This window comes from Pseudomonas rhodesiae (assembly GCF_013285305.1).
GTDB lineage: Bacteria > Pseudomonadota > Gammaproteobacteria > Pseudomonadales > Pseudomonadaceae > Aquipseudomonas > Aquipseudomonas rhodesiae.
This window is the reverse complement of sequence record NZ_CP054205.1, coordinates 1,286,283-1,303,968: the sequence shown is the minus strand read 5'-3', so window position 1 is coordinate 1,303,968 and position 17,686 is coordinate 1,286,283. Positions and strand designations below refer to the sequence as shown.

General features: G+C 61.0%; 15 protein-coding genes. 14 read left to right on the top strand and 1 reads right to left on the bottom strand.

Annotated features, from left to right (window positions below; all coding sequences use genetic code 11):
* The first annotated feature begins 56 nt into the window (after positions 1-56).
* The 11 genes from alg8 (at position 57) to HRH33_RS05750 (ending at position 15,102) form a co-directional block, all read left to right on the top strand.
* Entirely contained in the window at positions 57-1,526 is a 1,470-nt protein-coding gene (gene alg8 / locus HRH33_RS05800; protein WP_034137041.1) for a mannuronan synthase, read from the top strand.
* Between the two features lie 38 nt (positions 1,527-1,564).
* Complete coding sequence (locus HRH33_RS05795; protein WP_034095996.1) at positions 1,565-2,731, top strand: alginate biosynthesis protein Alg44; 1,167 nt, start codon at positions 1,565-1,567, stop codon at positions 2,729-2,731.
* 170 nt (positions 2,732-2,901) lie between these two features.
* Positions 2,902-4,263 (top strand): alginate biosynthesis TPR repeat lipoprotein AlgK, encoded by a 1,362-nt coding sequence (gene algK / locus HRH33_RS05790; protein WP_034096762.1) that lies wholly within the window; start codon positions 2,902-2,904, stop codon positions 4,261-4,263.
* Complete coding sequence (locus HRH33_RS05785) at positions 4,260-5,747, top strand: alginate export family protein (RefSeq protein WP_034095995.1); 1,488 nt, start codon at positions 4,260-4,262, stop codon at positions 5,745-5,747. Before algK ends, HRH33_RS05785 begins: the two co-directional genes overlap by 4 nt.
* Positions 5,747-7,315: a mannuronan 5-epimerase AlgG gene (algG, locus tag HRH33_RS05780; RefSeq protein WP_167417267.1), complete on the top strand. Its 1,569-nt coding sequence runs from the start codon at positions 5,747-5,749 to the stop codon at positions 7,313-7,315. The genes HRH33_RS05785 and algG overlap by 1 nt, the downstream gene beginning before the upstream one ends.
* A gap of 11 nt (positions 7,316-7,326) precedes the next feature.
* Positions 7,327-8,775, top strand: coding sequence for an alginate O-acetyltransferase (locus HRH33_RS05775; RefSeq protein WP_034096761.1), 1,449 nt, complete (start codon positions 7,327-7,329; stop codon positions 8,773-8,775).
* Positions 8,776-8,783: 8 nt separating this feature from the next.
* Positions 8,784-9,893 (top strand): mannuronate-specific alginate lyase, encoded by a 1,110-nt coding sequence (locus HRH33_RS05770; RefSeq protein WP_040267333.1) that lies wholly within the window; start codon positions 8,784-8,786, stop codon positions 9,891-9,893.
* Positions 9,894-10,108: 215 nt separating this feature from the next.
* Positions 10,109-11,641 carry an MBOAT family O-acyltransferase gene (locus HRH33_RS05765; RefSeq protein WP_034095992.1) on the top strand — a complete coding sequence of 511 codons (1,533 nt, stop codon included), beginning with the start codon at positions 10,109-10,111 and terminating at the stop codon, positions 11,639-11,641.
* 11 nt (positions 11,642-11,652) lie between these two features.
* A complete protein-coding gene (locus tag HRH33_RS05760; protein ID WP_034137040.1) occupies positions 11,653-12,828 on the top strand; it encodes an alginate O-acetyltransferase in 1,176 nt (391 codons plus the stop codon).
* A 16-nt stretch (positions 12,829-12,844) separates the two neighbouring features.
* Positions 12,845-13,501 (top strand): alginate O-acetyltransferase AlgF, encoded by a 657-nt coding sequence (locus tag HRH33_RS05755; protein ID WP_034137039.1) that lies wholly within the window; start codon positions 12,845-12,847, stop codon positions 13,499-13,501.
* A 149-nt stretch (positions 13,502-13,650) separates the two neighbouring features.
* Positions 13,651-15,102: a mannose-1-phosphate guanylyltransferase/mannose-6-phosphate isomerase gene (locus tag HRH33_RS05750; protein WP_034095989.1), complete on the top strand. Its 1,452-nt coding sequence runs from the start codon at positions 13,651-13,653 to the stop codon at positions 15,100-15,102.
* Between the two features lie 128 nt (positions 15,103-15,230).
* On the opposite strand, the gene HRH33_RS05745 is transcribed toward HRH33_RS05750, so the two are convergent.
* Complete coding sequence (locus HRH33_RS05745; protein ID WP_167417268.1) at positions 15,231-15,698, bottom strand: hypothetical protein; 468 nt, start codon at positions 15,696-15,698, stop codon at positions 15,231-15,233.
* Positions 15,699-15,942: 244 nt separating this feature from the next.
* Here HRH33_RS05745 and HRH33_RS05740 point away from each other — a divergent pair, with 244 nt between their 5' ends.
* From HRH33_RS05740 to HRH33_RS05730, 3 genes are read left to right on the top strand one after another with little or no spacing between them, the layout of a single operon-like run.
* Complete coding sequence (locus HRH33_RS05740) at positions 15,943-16,407, top strand: multidrug transporter (RefSeq protein ID WP_123480664.1); 465 nt, start codon at positions 15,943-15,945, stop codon at positions 16,405-16,407.
* A gap of 13 nt (positions 16,408-16,420) precedes the next feature.
* A complete protein-coding gene (locus tag HRH33_RS05735; RefSeq protein ID WP_167417269.1) occupies positions 16,421-17,233 on the top strand; it encodes an SDR family oxidoreductase in 813 nt (270 codons plus the stop codon).
* Complete coding sequence (locus HRH33_RS05730) at positions 17,234-17,635, top strand: DUF4440 domain-containing protein (RefSeq protein ID WP_167417270.1); 402 nt, start codon at positions 17,234-17,236, stop codon at positions 17,633-17,635. It begins immediately after the preceding gene.
* The last annotated feature ends 51 nt before the right edge of the window (positions 17,636-17,686 follow it).

Below are 17,686 nucleotides of genomic sequence, written 5' to 3'. Positions count from 1 at the left end.
TTTTTCAGCTTATAGCTTGCCGCTTGTGGCCCTACTCCCCCGTGACGGACACAAATATGCAACGGTTAAACCAAGCTACTGGCTGGCTAGTATTTCTGGCGCTTTTAGCGCTTCTAGCTCTGGCTTTGCCAGCCAGCACATTCGACTCCGAGTCGAAGAATTTTATTTTCCTGATTGGCGCCGTCGGTATCTGGCGCTACTCGATGGGTGCTACGCATTTCTTTCGCGGCATGCTGTTCCTGTATGTGGTCTACCCGCACCTGCGCCGCAAAGTCCGCAAGCTGGGCAAGGCCGCCGACCCGTCCCATGTGTTTTTGATGGTCACCAGTTTTCGCATCGATGCCCTGACCACCGCCCAGGTGTACAGCTCGGTGATCCGTGAAGCGATCGACTGTGGTTTCCCGACCACGGTGGTTTGCTCGCTGGTGGAAATGTCCGATGAGCTGCTGGTCAAGAGCTTGTGGGAAAAGATGAACCCACCAGAACACGTCAAGCTCGACTTCGTGCGTATCGCTGGCACCGGCAAGCGCGACGGCCTGGCCTTCGGTTTCCGTGCTATTTCGCGTCACTTGCCGGATGACCGCGCGGTCGTGGCGGTGATCGACGGCGACACCGTGCTCGCCGAAGGCGTTGTGCGCAAGACCGTGCCGTGGTTCCAGCTGTTCGGCAACGTCGGCGGCCTGACCACCAACGAGTTCTGCGAAGTGCGCGGCGGTTACATCATGAGCGAGTGGCACAAGCTGCGCTTCGCCCAACGCCACATCAATATGTGTTCCATGGCCCTGTCCAAGCGCGTACTGACCATGACCGGTCGTATGTCGGTATTCCGCGCCAGCGTGGTCACCGACCCGGGCTTTATTGCCGACGTGGAAAGCGACTCGCTGCAACACTGGCGCCTGGGCCGCTTCAAGTTCCTCACCGGTGATGACAAGTCCAGCTGGTTCAGCCTGATGCGCCTGGGCTACGACACCTTCTACGTGCCGGATGCCGCGATCAACACCGTGGAACACCCGCCGGAAAAGAGCTTTATCAAGGCCAGCCGCAAGCTGATGTTCCGCTGGTACGGCAACAACCTGCGTCAGAACTCCCGTGCCCTGGGCCTGGGTGTGCGTCGCCTGGGTCTGTTCACCAGCATCGTGTTGTTCGATCAGCGCGTGTCCATGTGGACTTCGCTGCTCGGCCTGACCGTAGCAATCATCGCCACCTTCAAGTACGGCGGCGCATTCATCCTCGCGTACCTGCTGTGGATCGGCATCACCCGCCTGATCCTGACCCTGCTGCTTTCGTGCTCCGGCCACAAGATCGGCCCGGCCTACCCACTGATTCTCTATTACAACCAGATCATGGGCGCGTTGGTGAAGATCTACGTGTTCTTCCGCCTTGATCAACAGTCCTGGACCCGCCAGGACACCAAACTGACCCGCGATTTGGCCAGCTTTCAACGTTGGTTCAACACCTGGTCGTCTCGGACCATGACCTTCTCCGCCGGCAGCATTTTCGTCGCCGTGTTGCTGATGATGGTCTGACCCAGCCAAGCCTGAATTAACCTAGGAATTACACCGTCATGAACAGCCAAGTAAACGCCAACGTTGTCCACGAATCCGAAGCCCAGCGTCAGCACGCCCGGGTCAAAATCCCGGCCAAGCTGCGCTTCTTCAACACCGACCGTAGCCAGACCGAAGCACGGGTGATCGACCTGTCCGCCGGCGGCCTGGCGTTCACCGCCACCCAGCCGCTGAACGTGGGTGAAGTGCACAAGGGTCGTCTGCAATTCGTCATCGATAACCTTGGCTTGGCCATGGACGTCGAGCTGCAGATTCGCTCCTACGACCGCCAGACCGGCCGCACCGGTTGCCAGTTCCAGAACCTCGACGCCCAGGATATTTCCACCCTGCGCCACCTGATCACCTCGCACCTATCCGGTGACATCGTGACCATGGGCGACGTGCTGGCGACTCTGCAGCGCGACAACTTCACCAAGGCGCGCAAGGTCAAGGACGGCGGCAGCAACATGAGCGCCTTCGGTCGCTTGCGCGCCGTGACCTTCAGCCTGGCGATCTTCCTGGTGGGCCTGGCAGCATTCGGGTTCGTCTTCAAGTCGATCTACAGCATGTACTTTGTCAGCCACGCCCAGGCCGGCCTGGTCAGCGTACCAGGCATGAACGTGACCATGCCGCGCGACGGCACCGTGCAGAGCCTGCTCAAAGGTGATGCGGTCGCCGCCAAGGGCGCACCACTGGCCACCTTCAGCACCAGCATGCTCGATGTGCTCAAAGGCCACCTCGACGAAGACCAACTGCAACCGGCCAAAGTCGAAGAGCTGTTCGGCAAGCAAATGACCGGCACCCTGACTTCGCCCTGCGATTGCGTGGTGGCGCAGCAACTGGTCGCCGACGGCCAATACGCCAGCAAGGGCGATGTGATCTTCCAACTGGTTCCACGCGGCAGCGAAGCCAACGTCGAAGCGCGCTTCACTTATCGCCAGTTCGCCGACGTGCGCCCAGGTACACCGGTGAGCTTCCAGGTCGCCGACGAAGAACAGACCCGCACCGGCACCATCGTCAGCAGCACCAGCCTGAACAGCGCCGACCTGTCCTCCGACATCCGCGTGCAGATCAAGCCTGATGCCCCGCTGGACAGCACCTACGCCGGCCGCCCGGTGGAAGTGATCAGCGACCGCGGCCCATCGCTGAACTGGCTGATCGACAAAGCCATGGCTCACGGTCTGTAAGCGAGGACATGCCTGTGAACCTTATCTCGACAACAACACTGGCCCCTGTGGGAGCCGGGCTTGCCCGCGATGCTGGCGACTCGGTTTACCAGGCTGACCGCGCCGATACGCTCGCAGGCAAGCCATCTCCCGCACAGCGCAAATCCCACTTCGCCTCGGCCTACTGTGCGCTGGCCCTGGCCATCTCGCTGGCCGGTTGCGTCGGCCTGCCCGACCAACGCCTGGCCAATGAAGCGCTCAAGCGCGGCGACACCGTCACCGCGCAGCAGAACTACCAGCAGCTGGCCGACCTGGGTTACAGCGAGGCCCAAGTGGGCTTGGCCGATATCCAGGTTGGCACTCGTGACCCGGCGCAGATCAAACAGGCCGAGGCCACGTACCGCGCCGCAGCGGATACTTCGCCCCGCGCCCAGGCGCGCCTGGGTCGCCTGCTGGTGGCCAAGCCCGGCGCCACCGAGGCCGAGCACCACGAAGCCGAAACCCTGCTGAAAAAAGCCTTTGCCAATGGCGAAGGCAACACCCTGATTCCACTGGCGATGCTGTACCTGCAATACCCTCACAGCTTTCCCAATGTGAATGCCCAGCAGCAGATCAGTCAGTGGCAGGCGGCGGGTTATCCGGAAGCGGGCCTGGCCCAGGTGCTGCTGTATCGCACCCAGAACACCTACGATCAGCATCTGGATGATGTGGAGCGCATCTGCAAAGCCGCGCTGAACACCACCGATATTTGCTACGTCGAATTGGCTACGGTCTACCAGAAGAAAGCCGAGCCAGAAAAACAAGCCGAACTGCTCAAGCAGATGGAAGCCGGCTACAGCCGTGGCACCGTCACCGCTCAACGGGTCGACAGCGTTGCCCGCGTATTGGGTGATGCCTCCCTGGGCAAGACCGACGAAAAGACGGCCCAGGCGCTGCTGGAAAAAATCGCCCCCGGCTACCCGGCGTCCTGGGTCAGCCTGGCGCAACTGCTCTACGACTTCCCCGAACTGGGCGACGTCGACCAAATGATGAAGTACCTGGACAACGGCCGCGCCGCCGACCAGCCGCGCGCTGAACTGTTGCTCGGCAAACTCTACTACGAAGGCAAGTGGGTGCCGGCCGATGCCAAGGCCGCCGAAGCGCATTTCGAAAAAGCCGTTGGCAAAGAAGTGGCCGCCGATTACTACCTCGGCCAGATCTATCGCCGTGGCTACCTGGGCAAGGTCTACCCGCAAAAGGCCCTGGACCACTTGCTGACCGCTGCGCGCAATGGCCAGAACAGCGCCGATTTCGCCATCGCCCAATTGTTTTCCCAAGGCAAGGGCACCAAGCCCGACCCCGTCAATGCCTATGTCTTCAGCCAGTTGGCCAAGGCCCAGGACACGCCGGAGGCCAATGACCTGGCCGCCCAGCTCGAAGCCCCGCTGACTCCGGAACAACGCGCCCAAGGCCAACGCTTGGTGCAACAGGAGCTGGCAGCGCGCGGCACCCTGGCCCAAAGCACGCTGCAACTGCACGCCCTGCAAGAAGAAGACGGCGAGGAATCCCTATGAAGCTCAACCCATTCGTCAAGGCCGGTATTGGCCTGACCTTCGCCCTGCTGTGGTCGTGCCCGACCCTGGCCGCGCTGACCGAAGCCAAAAATTTCGGCCTGGAAGTCAAAGCCACCGCGCAATCCGAAGACGACCGCGACCTGGGCACCCAGAAAGGCGGCGACGTCAACGGCGTCGGCCTGGACCTGCGCCCGTGGATCTACGGCGAAAGCGGCAACTGGAGCGCCTACGCCATGGGCCAGGCGGTGGTGTCCAGCGACATTATCGAGACCGACACCCTGCAACAGTCGGCCGATGACGCAGACCAGCCCACCACCAATGACGACCGCAAAGCCAAGAAAAACTACTTGGCGATGCGTGAGTTCTGGGTTGGCTACAGCGGCTTCACGCCCTACCCCGGCGAGATCCTCAAGTTCGGCCGCCAGCGCCTGCGCAACGACGACGGCCAATGGCGCGACACCAACATCGAAGCGCTGAACTGGACCTTCGACACCACTTTGCTCAAAGCCAATGTGGGCGCCGCCGAACGCTTCAGCGAATACCGCACCGACCTCAAGGAACTGTCGCCCAAGGACAAGGACCGCCAGCACTTCTACGCCGACGCCTCCTACCAGTGGATGCCGGGCCAGTGGATCGGCCTGCGCGGCCATCACACCCATGACGACGGCAAGCTGGATTACCCGGAACCGGGCGTGCCCACCGACTCGTTGGATAAGCGCGAGAACGGCGACCTGACCTGGCTCGGCATCGAAGCCAACAGCGACGCCTACAACTGGCGCAACACCAACACCGTCAACTACTGGGCCAGCGTCACCGGTATGCAGGGCGACCGCGACACGGTCAACGCCCTCAAAGCAGACGGCAGCCGCCCGGACCAGGCCAAGCGCAGCGATAACGTGAACGGCTGGGCCACCGACCTGGGTATCCGCCTGCGTCTCGACCCGCAGTGGCAAGTGGGTGCGGCCTATGCCCGCGCCAGCGCCGAATACGAACAGAACGGCCTGCAGAGCAACCGTTCGAACTGGACCGGCACCCAATCCCGTGTGCATCGCTTCGGCGAAGCGTTTCGCGGCGAGATGAACAACATGCAGTCCATGAGCCTGTTCGGTTCGTGGCAACTGCGTGAGGACTACGACGCCAGCCTGGTGTACCACAAGTTCTGGCGCGTGGACGGCAACAAGCCGGTGGGCAGCAACGGTATCGACGCGGTGCAAAACAACACCGACGACGTGACCGGCGCGATCCTCTCCAGCACGTCCCTGCCGCTGGAAGACGGAAAGAAAGACCTGGGTCAGGAGATGGACCTGGTGGTCACCAAGTACTTCAAGACCGGCTTGCTGCCGGCCGCGCTCAGCCAGTCGATCGACGAGCCGTCGGCGTTGGTGCGTTTGCGTGCGGGTGTGTTCAAACCGGGTGACGCCTACGGCAGCCAGGTCGACTCGTACATGCATCGCGCGTTTGTCGACGTGATCTGGAAATTCTGATGGGAGCCTGCGCAATGAATGCTCAAAGCCTACTCGTCGCGGCAATGCTGGTGGCCAGTACCACCGCGTTTGCCGATACGACGGCCAAGGCGCCGACCATCGCCAAGGAACTGCAACAGGCCAAGACCTACACCATTTCCAGCCCGCCGACCGCGCCGCTGGAAATGGCCAAGCCGGCCCTGCCCGACCTGTCGGGCTACACCGCCGCGGCCATGGAAAAAAAGATCGTACGCACCAAGCCGGGCAAAATCAGCATCCGTCGCATGATGCAGGAAGACGCGCTCAAGGACTTTATCGGCGGCGATAACAAGATGGCCGAATGGGTGGTGCGCCAGCATGGCATTCCCCAGGCGATCTTTATCGACGACGGCTACATGAACCTCAAGGACCTGCTGGGCAAAGTGCCCAAGCAGTACCTGAGCGAAACCTCGCCGGGCGTGTTCCTGGCCAAGTTGCCGATCGTGGTCGGGCGCAAGGGCATCCTCGAAATCGACAAGCGCACCCAAGAGCTGCGCCTGTCCCAGGAAGGCGGTTCGTTCCTGATCAACGACGGCCAGCTGTTTGTGCGCGACACCAAAATCACCGGTTGGAGCGAAAAGGCCAATGGCCCGGCGCTGTTCAAGTCGCCCAAGGAATTCCGCCCGTTCCTGCTGGCCTGGGGCGGCACCGAGACCTACGTCGCCAACAGCAAAATGGCCAGTTTCGGCTACGCCAACAGTAAGTCGTACGGGGTGAGTATTTCCCAGTACACGCCGAACATGGCCAAGGTGCTCAAGCGTCCTGAGCCGACCGGCTGGATCATTGATTCAGAGTTCTCGGACATGTGGTACGGCTTCTACTGCTACGAGACCACCGGCTTTGTGATCAAGGGCAATACCTACAAAGACAACATCGTCTACGGCATTGACCCCCACGACCGTTCCCACGGCCTGATCATTGCGGACAACACCGTCTACGGCACCAAGAAGAAGCACGGCATCATCATTTCCCGGGAAGTGAACGACAGCTTCATCTTCAACAACCGCAGCTACGACAACAAACTCTCGGGCCTGGTGATCGACCGTAACAGCGTCAACAACCTGATCGCCGACAACGAGATCTACCGCAACCACACCGACGGCATCACCCTCTATGAGAGCGGCGACAACCTGCTGTGGGGCAACAAGGTGATCAGTAACCGCCGCCACGGCATCCGCGTGCGTAACAGCGTAAACATCAAGCTGTACGAAAACGTCGCGATGGCCAACGGTTTGACCGGCGTCTACGGCCACATCAAGGACTTGACCGACACCGACCGCGACATCGCCCTCGACCCGTTCGACGCCAAGGTTTCCCTGATCGTGGTCGGCGGGGAACTGGCGGGGAACGGCAGCGGGCCGCTGTCCATCGACTCGCCGTTGAGTATCGAGCTGTATCGCGTGTCGATGCTGGCGCCGACCAAATCCAGCGGTATCAGCTTCTCCGGCGTCCTCGGCGATCGCCAGGAAGAAATTCTCGACCTGCTGGTGCGCCAGCAGAAAGCCGTGCTGATCGACCCTGTCGAACGCCAGACCGAAATGCAGGACTGAGGATGACCCTTATGCACCCACACATGATCAAACTGCTGAGCCTCTCGGGTCTGACCCTCGGCCTGCTCGCGGCCAGCCAGGGCGTGCGCGCCGACGAAGTCAAGGCACCGACCTTTACCGCCGAACCGTGCTGCAGCCTGTGCCCGGCCGCCCACGACGCGAAGAACTACACCACGCGCTACCAGCAGAACTTCACCACCCTGGTGCAAGCCCAGGGCGACTGGCTGTTCCGTACCCAGGAGGACCTGCGCACCGAGTTCGACACCACCCCGGCCGGCTACAAGCGCATGCAGCAGTTGCATGACGCGTTCAAAAGCAAAGGCGTGGAACTGGTGGTGGTCTACCAGCCGACCCGTGGCTTGGTGAACCGCAACAAGCTCAATCCCGCAGAGAAAGCCTCGTACGACTTCGACAAGGCCCTGACCAACTACAAGACCATGCTCGGCCGTTTCGCCAAGATGGGTTACGTGGTGCCGGACCTGTCGCCGCTGACCAACGAGCAGTTGCCCGACGAACTACCGGCCCACGATTTCTACTTCCGTGGCGACCAACACTGGACCCCATACGGCGCCCAGCGCACCGCGAAAATCGTCGCGGCCAAGGTCAAGCAAATGCCGGAATTCGCCGATATTCCCAAGCGTGAATTCGAAACCAAGCGCTCCGGGCGCATGGGCAAGACCGGCACCCTGCACAACATGGCCGGGCAACTGTGCGGCACCAGTTACGCGATCCAGTACATGGACCAGTTCACCACCGAGCCTAAGGGCGAAGCGGGCGACGGCGACCTGTTCGGCGATTCCGGCAACCCGCAGATCACCCTGGTGGGTACCAGCCATAGCGGCAAGAACTACAACTTCGCCGGGTTCCTGGAAGAAGAAATCGGCGCCGACATCCTCAACGTCGCCTTCCCCGGCGGCGGCCTGGAAGGCTCGATGCTGCAGTACCTGGGCAGCGACGAGTTCCAGAAAAGCCCCCCGAAAATCCTGATCTGGGAATTCTCACCGCTGTATCGCCTCGACCAGGAGACCATCTACCGCCAGATGATGTCGCTGCTGGACAACGGCTGCGAAGGCAAGCCCGCGCAGATGAGCGCCAGCGCCACCTTGAAACCGGGCAAGAACGAATTGCTGGTCAACAGTTCGAACAAAGACCTGCGCAACGCCAACCATCAGGTCGACATCCGCTTCGCCGACACCTCGGTGAAAACCCTGCAAGCCACCCTCTGGTACATGAACGGGCGCCACGAGGACATCAAGATCGAGAAACCCGAAACATCCGATACAGACGGGCGTTTCGCCTTTGAACTGCGCACCGACGAAGACTGGGCCTCGCAGAACTTGCTGGCCGTGGAAGTGCAGGGCCCGGAAAAGGGCACTGCTGCGCAGAAGGTCGAAGCGAAAATTTGCACACGCAACGTATTCCCAAGCGGTGGTCAACAGACCGCCCAACTCGGGAAGTGAGGTTACTTATGCAAAAGCTGATGCTCCCTACCCTGCTGGGCCTGGCGATGTTCGCCGGCTCCGTCAACGCCGCCGCGCCGCTGCGTCCGCCCCAGGGCTATTTCGCACCGATCGAAGCGTTCAAGACCGGCGACTTCAAGGAAAACTGCGACACCATGCCCACGCCCTACACCGGGCCGCTGCAATTTCGCAGCAAGTACGAAGGTTCGGACAAGGCACGCGCCACGCTGAATGTGCAGTCCGAGCAGGCGTTCCGCGACAGCACCGCTGACATTACCAAGCTGGAAAAAGACACCAGCAAGCGCGTGATGCAGTTCATGCGCGACGGTCGTCCGGAGCAGCTCGAATGCACGTTGAACTGGCTGGTGTCCTGGGCCAAGGCCGATGCGCTGATGTCCAAGGACTTCAACCACACCGGCAAGTCCATGCGCAAATGGGCGCTGGGCAGCATGGCCTCGGCCTATGTGCGCCTGAAGTTCTCCGACTCGCACCCGCTGGCCAACCACCAGCAGGAGTCGCAGCTGATCGAAGCCTGGTTCAACAAACTGGCCGATCAGGTAGTGAGCGACTGGGACAACCTGCCGCTGGAGAAGACCAACAACCACTCCTACTGGGCCGCCTGGTCGGTGATGGCAACCTCCATCGCCACCAACCGCCGCGACCTGTTCGATTGGGCGGTGAAGGAATACAAGGTCGGTGTGAACCAGGTCGACGACCAAGGTTTCCTGCCTAACGAATTAAAGCGCCAGCAACGCGCGCTGTCGTACCACAACTACGCCTTGCCGCCGCTGTCGATGATCGCCAGTTTCGCCCTGGTCAACGGCGTGGACCTGCGCCAGGAAAACAACAGCGCGCTCAAGCGCCTGGGCGACAAGGTGCTGGCCGGGGTGAAAGACCCGGAAATCTTCGAGCAGAAGAACGGCAAGGAACAGGACATGAAGGACCTGAAGCAGGCCATGAAATTCGCCTGGCTCGAACCGTTCTGCAACCTCTACACCTGTGCACCGGATGTGATCGAACGCAAGCATGGCATGCAGCCGTTCAAGACATTCCGCCTGGGCGGCGACCTGACCAAGGTCTACGACCCGGCGCATGAGAAAGGCAATAAAGGCTCCTGACGCAACGCGGTTAGACCTGTGGGAGGGGCTTGCCCCCGATAGCGGTGTATCAGTTGATACATCCGGTGACTGACTCACCACCATAGGGGGCAAGCCCCCTCCCACATTTTTGAGCCGGTTTCGTCAGTAGGAATGTAGTACCGCCTCCCGTTTTTTCGTGGGGGGTTTGGGGGGGCTCTGGCCCTTGACTGTTGGTTAAACATGGAGAGATCGGGATGGTTTTCTCGTCCAATGTGTTCCTGTTTCTGTTCTTGCCGATCTTTCTCGGCTTGTATTACTTGAGCGGGCAACGCTATCGCAATCTGCTGCTGCTGATTGCCAGCTACGTGTTCTACGCCTGGTGGCGAGTGGACTTCCTGGCGCTGTTCGCCGCCGTGACGCTGTGGAATTACTGGATCGGCCTCAAGGTCGGTGCCGCCGGTGTGCGCACCAAACCGGCCCAACGCTGGCTGCTGCTCGGCGTGGCCGTCGACCTGTGCATCCTCGGCTACTTCAAGTACGCCAACTTCGGTGTCGACAGCATCAACGTGATGATGAAGTCGATGGGCCTGGAGCCGTTCATCCTGACCCACGTGCTGTTGCCGATCGGTATCTCGTTCTACATTTTCGAGTCCATCAGCTACATCATCGACGTGTACCGTGGCGACACCCCGGCCACGCGCAACCTCATCGACTTTGCGGCGTTCGTGGCGATTTTCCCGCACCTGATCGCCGGCCCGGTGTTGCGTTTCCGCGACCTGGCCGACCAGTTCAACAACCGCACCCACACCCTGGATAAGTTCTCCGAGGGCTGCACGCGGTTCATGCAGGGTTTTATCAAGAAAGTCTTTATCGCCGACACCCTGGCGGTGGTGGCCGACCATTGCTTCGCCCTGCAAAACCCCACCACCGGGGATGCCTGGCTCGGCGCGCTGGCGTATACCGCGCAGCTGTACTTCGATTTCTCCGGCTACAGCGACATGGCCATCGGCCTGGGCTTGATGATGGGCTTCCGCTTTATGGAAAACTTCAAACAGCCGTATATCAGCCAGTCGATCACCGAGTTCTGGCGCCGCTGGCACATCAGCCTGTCGACCTGGCTGCGTGACTACCTCTACATCACCCTGGGCGGCAACCGTAAAGGCACGCTGATCACTTATCGCAACCTGTTCCTGACCATGCTGCTCGGTGGCCTGTGGCACGGCGCGAACATCACCTACATCGTGTGGGGCGCCTGGCACGGCATGTGGCTGGCGATCGAAAAAGCCATCGGCCTGAACACCGCGCCGCGCAGTTTCAATGTGCTGCGCTGGGCCTTCACCTTCCTGCTGGTGGTGATGGGCTGGGTGATCTTCCGCGCCGAAAACCTGCACGTCGCCGGCCGTATGTACGGTGCGATGTTCAGCTTTGGCGAGTGGTCGCTGTCGGAACTCAACCGCGCCAGCCTCACTGGCCTGCAAGTGGCAACCCTGGTGGTGGCGTATGCGACGTTGGCGTTCTTCGGCCTGCGCGACTTCTACACCAACCGCCCCGCCGACAAAACCAAGCCGGCCGACCCGAGCCTGATCAAGGCCGTACCGGGCGACAACCCCGGCAGCATCCACCAGCCCGGTTTCACCGTGGGCCAGGACGCTGCCGTGCAACCGGCCTACTGGACCGCTGACTGGCCACGCTACGCCATGCGCGCTGCGGTGCTGCTGCTGTTCGTGGCGTCGATTCTCAAACTGTCGGCGCAGAGTTTCTCGCCGTTCCTTTACTTCCAATTCTGAGGGAGCCGACCATGACCCGTTCATTACGCGTCCTCTATATCGGCCTGTTCCTGGTGCTGCTGTTGGCACTGGGCGCCTGGTCGCTGCGCAGCTTCTTCGGCTTTAGCACCAACGCCGACGCCACTGTGCTCAACGGTCGCTGGACCAAAGCCGTCGAAACCCACTACGACGACGAGTTCCCGATCAAACGCCTGGGCACCAACCTGTGGGCCGCGCTGGACTACAAGCTGTTCAACGAAGGCCGTCCTGGCGTGGTGCTGGGCCGCGATCACTGGCTGTACAGCGACGAGGAGTTCAACCCCGCCGTCAACGAAGACCAGAACCTGGAAGGCAACTACGCACTGGTCGAAGGCGTGCGCCAGAAGCTCAAGGCCCAGGGCATTCAACTGGTGATGGCGATCGTGCCGGCCAAGGTACGCCTGTACCCAGAACACTTGGGTGAAGTGAAGCCGGCCAGCATCCACGCCAACCTGTATCAGGACTTCCACGCCCGTGTCGCCGCCGACAAGATCCCGGCCCCCGACCTGCTTGGCCCGCTGCAACAGGCCAAGCTGGGCGGCAAGCAAGTGTTCCTGCGCACCGACACCCACTGGACGCCGGACGGCGCGGAAGTCGCCGCCAAGCAACTGGCCAAGGCGATTGCCGAGCAGACCCCGCTCAGTGGCGAGCCACAGCGCTTTGTCACCGAGGCCGAAAAAACCGAGCCGCATAAAGGCGACCTGCGTCTGTTCCTGCCTTTGGACCCGCTGTTCGAAAACCTGATGCCACCTAAAGAGCCCCTGCAAAAACGCGTCACGCACCTGGCCGAAACCAAAGGCGACGACGCGCTGTTCAGCGACAGCGAAACCCCAGTGGCGCTGGTGGGCACCAGCTACAGCGCCAACCCCAACTGGAACTTCGTCGGCGCCCTCAAGCAAGCCTTGGGCAGCGATGTAATCAGCTATGCCGAAGACGGCCACGGCCCGATCCTGCCGATGCTCAGCTACCTCAAAAGCGACGACTTCAAGAACAGCCCGCCCCAGGTGCTGATCTGGGAGTTCCCTGAACGTTATCTGCCGGTCAACAACGAAATCGGTGATGCCGACCCATCGTGGGTTGCGCAACTTAAACAAGCCGGTTCGCGCCAACAAAACATGGCACTCAACACCCTTGAAAAATCCGAGACGCCCGAACGGGCGCAAAACTGAAAGAGAGGTAACTCACATGACTTTCACTACAACTCCTCGTCGTCTCGCCAAGACTCTGGCCATCGCTGCCGGCCTGAGCGTCGTATCGATGTCCGCCTTCGCCGGTGGTGACGCCGCCCTGTACGGCCCGACCGCGCCAAAAGGTTCGAGCTTCGTGCGTGTCTACAACGCCAGCAACCAGGAAGTCAGCGCCACCGTTGGCAACACCAACCTGAGCGAAGTGGCCCCACTGGCCAGCAGCGACTTCAGCTTTATGCCTGGCGGTGACTACAGCGCCAAAGTCGGCAGCCAGACCGTGCCGGTCAAACTCGCCGCCGATCACTACTACACCCTGGTCAACAGCGGTAGCGGTCAGCCACAGCTGATCGAAGAACCGCCGTTCAAGAACAAGCAGAAATCCCTGGTGCGCGTGCAGAACCTCAGCGACAAGGCCCTGAGCCTGAAAACCGCCGATGGCAAGACCGATGTGGTCAAGTCGGTGGCCGCCAAAGGCCGCGGCGAGCGCGAGATCAACCCGGTGAAGGTGAGCCTGGCGTTGTATGACGGTGACAAGAAAGTCGGCGATGTGAAGCCGGTTGCGTTGGAACGTGGTGAAGCGGCGGTGCTGTATGTCACGGGCTCGGGTTCGAGTCTGTCGCCAGTGTGGGTGAAACGCCCTGTGTCGACCCGCTGATTAGCTTTTGAAATTGACGCTCCCCCTGTGGGCGCGGGCTTGCTCGCGAAGACGGTGGTTCAGTAACAGATGTACCGACTGAAGCACCGCCTCGGGGGCAAGTCCCCTCCCACAGGCTCTGACCCAAATCAATTCAAGGAGAAACACCCATGATCCCAGTAATCCTTTCCGGTGGTAGCGGCTCACGTCTTTGGCCGCTTTCCCGTAAACAGTTCCCCAAGCAATTCCTGGCCCTGACCGGCGAGCACACGCTGTTCCAGCAAACCCTGGAACGCCTGGTGTTCGAAGGCATGGACTCCCCGATCGTGGTCTGCAACAAGGACCACCGCTTTATCGTCAACGAGCAACTGGCCGCGCGTAAGCTCGAATGCCAGCGCATCCTGATGGAACCGTTTGGCCGCAACACCGCACCGGCCGTGGCCCTGACCGCGATGATGCTGGTCAACGAAGGCCGCGACGAGCTGATGCTGGTGCTGCCGGCCGACCATGTGATTGACGATCAGAAAGCCCTGCAGCGTGCCCTGGCCCTGGCCACCGTAGCCGCCGAGCGTGGCGAGATGGTGCTGTTCGGCGTGCCGGCCACCCGTCCGGAAACCGGCTATGGCTACATCAAGTCCACCAACGATTCGCTGCTGCCCGAAGGCGTGAGCCGCGTGCAACAGTTCGTGGAAAAACCCGATGAAAAACGCGCCGTCGAGTTCGTCAAAAGCGGCGGTTACTTCTGGAACAGCGGCATGTTCCTGTTCCGTGCCAGCCGGTTCCTGGAAGAGCTGAAAAAACACGATCCGGACATCTACGACACCTGCGTACTGACCCTGGAACGCAGCGAGCAGACCGCCGACACCGTGTCCTTCGACGACGCGACATTCGCCTGCTGCCCGGACAACTCCATCGACTACGCCGTGATGGAAAAAACCCAACGCGCCTGCGTAGTGCCGCTGAGCGCCGGTTGGAGCGACGTGGGTTGCTGGGCGTCGTTGTGGGCGGTCAACGACAAAGACGCCAACGGCAACGTGAGCAAGGGCGACGTGGTGATCCAGGACAGTCGCAACTGCATGGTGCATGGCAACGGCAAACTGGTGTCGGTGATCGGCCTGGACAACATCGTGGTGGTGGAAACCAAGGACGCGATGATGATTGCCCACAAGGACAAGGTCCAGGGCGTCAAGCAGATGGTCAACACCCTCAACGAACAGGGCCGCAGCGAAACCCAGAACCACTGCGAAGTGTATCGTCCGTGGGGCTCCTACGATTCGGTGGACATGGGCGGCCGCTTCCAGGTCAAGCACATCTCGGTCAAGCCGGGCGCGTGCCTGTCGCTGCAAATGCACCACCACCGCGCCGAACATTGGATCGTGGTCAGCGGCACCGCCGAAGTGACCTGTGACGAGAACGTGTTCCTGCTCACCGAAAACCAGTCCACCTACATCCCGATTGCTTCGGTGCATCGCCTGCGCAACCCAGGCAAGATCCCGTTGGAGATCATCGAAGTGCAATCGGGCAGCTACCTGGGCGAAGACGACATCGAACGCTTCGAAGACATCTACGGCCGCTCGACGCCGATCGAACGTGGCGTGTCGGTGAAAACTATCGCGCAGTAAAACAGTCGTACAAGAAGCCCTCGCCCAACCCATTGCGTCCCCTATCCGCAGTGGGTTGGGTGGGGGCTTTTTTGTTCAATGACCGTCAAAACAGCCAGACACTCCCTTGCGGGGTATCGGGCCTGTGGTTAACGAGCCCAGTTACGCGGGGCAAACGCGTTGTAATTGCCATGATCCTTGGGCTCAGCATTTTTATACGTGTCCTTGCCGATTTTCTCCGCCGCCTTGCCGCCCCACATCAGCGCCGAACCCGCCACTTTAGAGGAAAGGCCACCCGAGCCTGCCATCTTCTTGCCAGCCACCTTCGCCATACCACCAGCGAACGTCAAGGCTGCTCCAAAGGCTTTGTCTCTAGAACTGTCGTTGCTGTGAAGCACCAAAGATGGCAATACGTGCGAACGGATCGTATCGCCGAGGCCTTGAAGAACGGTTTGTCGCAAACTTGTAAGCCCCAAGTTCTGCATACGAGGTCCGGAGCGCGACTCAAGGGCGCTGGCATCCGGTTGAGCAACGTCCCGTGACTGGCTGGAAGCCGCTGCGGGTGTGGATACGCTGAGAGGGGTGGAAAGGCTCGCAACAGCGTCTGAAATCTTCATAAGTACTTCACCTTTTAGAAGGGTAACGTTGGGTTCCGTTTTTGACCGCCAGGCGTCCTTGCACAAACTGTGTGGAAGTTTATTCAAACCGGTTCCCACACCGTCGCGTGAAGTGATCTGCGTTGATCGTCACCGCTCTGTAGCCGTATGAAGGTCTCCTGAGATACGCCTTCTTGTGTCTGGAGCTGCCCCATCCCTCCTACGCTTAAGTTAGGATGCTGGTTCCAAACTCGAGGTGGTCTCCATGTTCTTCGGCGTTCTTCTGATCATCACCTGGCTGATCCTGCTGCTGCGCTACCCGGCCAAAGCACTGCCGGTGTCCCTCGCGGCCTTGGCGGGCCTGGGTTGCGTGGCCGTTTGGGTGGTTTGGCTGGACAACCGCGAAGCCTCACAATTGGCGCGCCTGGAACTGCGCATCACCTACGCGCCGCAGGACTGCCCAGCCGATCGGCCACTGAAGCTGACCCTGAACAACGGCAACGACGTGCCCCTCACCGAACTGCGCTGGCGCGTCGCGGCCTACGCACCGGGCGACACCGTGAACCTGGCCGACAACGTCTACGCCGCCCCGCGCTATCGCGGCCCCGGCGAGTTGCAGGCCGGCGCCACTTGGGACGATTGCCTGCCCACCCCACCGCTACGCCCCGGTTACCGCGCGCAAACCCTGGAATTTCGTGCCGAGCATCTGCAAGGCAGCTTCGCGGACTGATAAAGGACTCTCCATGCCCAACGTATTGATCACCGGTTGCTCCAGCGGTATCGGCCGCGCCCTGGCCGAGGCGTTCAAAGCCGCCGGCTATGACGTGCTGGCCAGCGCCCGCCGCAAGGATGACGTGATTGCCCTCAACCAAGCCGGCTTTCACGCCGTGCAGTTGGACGTCAACGATGCCACCGCGCTGAAAGCCCTGGCCGCACACTTGGGCGAGCTGGACGTGCTAATCAATAATGCCGGCTACGGCGCCATGGGCCCGCTGCTCGACGGCGGCACCGAGGCCATGCAGCGCCAGTTCGAAACCAACGTATTTTCCCTCGTCGGCGTAACCCAGGCGCTGTTCCCGGCCTTGCGCAAACGCAAGGGTTTGGTGGTGAATATCGGCAGCGTCTCCGGCGTGCTGGTCACGCCGTTCGCCGGTGCTTACTGCGCATCCAAGGCCGCCGTACATGCGTTGAGCGATGCCCTGCGCATGGAACTGGCGCCCTTTGACGTGCGCGTCATGGAGGTCCAACCCGGGGCTATCGACACCCACTTCGCCAAAAACGCCGGCGCCCAAGCCGAACTGCTGATCAACGAACAATCGCCCTGGTGGCCTTTGCGCGACGGCATTCGCGCGCGCAGCCAGGCGTCCCAGGACAAACCGACACCCGCAACCGTGTTCGCGGCCGATGTGCTCAAGGCGGTGCAACAATCGCAACCGCCGCGCCTGTTGCGCTCGGGCAATGGCAGCCGGGCGTTGCCGCTGCTGGCGGCGTGGTTGCCCAAAGGATTATTGGAAACCGTGTTGAAAAAACGCTTTGGTTTGAATGGGAGTATGTAAATGATCGACTACAGCGACTTTTTCGAAGAAGTAATCCAGACCCACGTCGAGATCGAACAATGGTTTGCCGGCGTTGCGCCCGACGCAACCTTGGAAAACCTGCTTGCGCGCTTCTCTGCGGATTTCAGCATGATCGCCCCCGCCACCGGCGCACGGGTGAATGCGGCCGGCGTCAAGGCGCTGTTCACCCGCCTGGGCGGCATGCGCCCTGGCTTGAAAATCACCTTGAGCGAAATGACCGGGATTGACCGCCACGCGCGCGGCGCCACGGTGACCTATCGCGAACATCAAGTGGACGACAGCGGCACCCAGACCGACCGCCGCGCCACCGTGGTGTTCGAGAAACAGGCCAGTGGTGCGCTGTTGTGGCGGCATTTGCATGAGACGTATGTCGCGCAGTGAAATAACTACCCGGCCAGTTCCTACATAAAACAGCGAACTGCCTGACATCAT

Bases quoted from the DNA above. Each gene is read 5' to 3' on its own strand.
- HRH33_RS05775 (WP_034096761.1), top strand. From the start codon at position 7,327: ATGCACCCACACATGATCAAACTGCTGAGCCTCTCGGGTCTGACCCTC.
- HRH33_RS05730 (WP_167417270.1), top strand. From the start codon at position 17,234: ATGATCGACTACAGCGACTTTTTCGAAGAAGTAATCCAGACCCACGTC.
- alg8 (WP_034137041.1), top strand. From the start codon at position 57: ATGCAACGGTTAAACCAAGCTACTGGCTGGCTAGTATTTCTGGCGCTT.
- HRH33_RS05785 (WP_034095995.1), top strand. From the start codon at position 4,260: ATGAAGCTCAACCCATTCGTCAAGGCCGGTATTGGCCTGACCTTCGCC.
- HRH33_RS05755 (WP_034137039.1), top strand. From the start codon at position 12,845: ATGACTTTCACTACAACTCCTCGTCGTCTCGCCAAGACTCTGGCCATC.
- HRH33_RS05765 (WP_034095992.1), top strand. From the start codon at position 10,109: ATGGTTTTCTCGTCCAATGTGTTCCTGTTTCTGTTCTTGCCGATCTTT.
- HRH33_RS05760 (WP_034137040.1), top strand. From the start codon at position 11,653: ATGACCCGTTCATTACGCGTCCTCTATATCGGCCTGTTCCTGGTGCTG.
- HRH33_RS05745 (WP_167417268.1), bottom strand. From the start codon at position 15,698: ATGAAGATTTCAGACGCTGTTGCGAGCCTTTCCACCCCTCTCAGCGTA.
- HRH33_RS05770 (WP_040267333.1), top strand. From the start codon at position 8,784: ATGCAAAAGCTGATGCTCCCTACCCTGCTGGGCCTGGCGATGTTCGCC.
- HRH33_RS05795 (WP_034095996.1), top strand. From the start codon at position 1,565: ATGAACAGCCAAGTAAACGCCAACGTTGTCCACGAATCCGAAGCCCAG.
- HRH33_RS05740 (WP_123480664.1), top strand. From the start codon at position 15,943: ATGTTCTTCGGCGTTCTTCTGATCATCACCTGGCTGATCCTGCTGCTG.
- HRH33_RS05735 (WP_167417269.1), top strand. From the start codon at position 16,421: ATGCCCAACGTATTGATCACCGGTTGCTCCAGCGGTATCGGCCGCGCC.
- algG (WP_167417267.1), top strand. From the start codon at position 5,747: ATGGGAGCCTGCGCAATGAATGCTCAAAGCCTACTCGTCGCGGCAATG.
- HRH33_RS05750 (WP_034095989.1), top strand. From the start codon at position 13,651: ATGATCCCAGTAATCCTTTCCGGTGGTAGCGGCTCACGTCTTTGGCCG.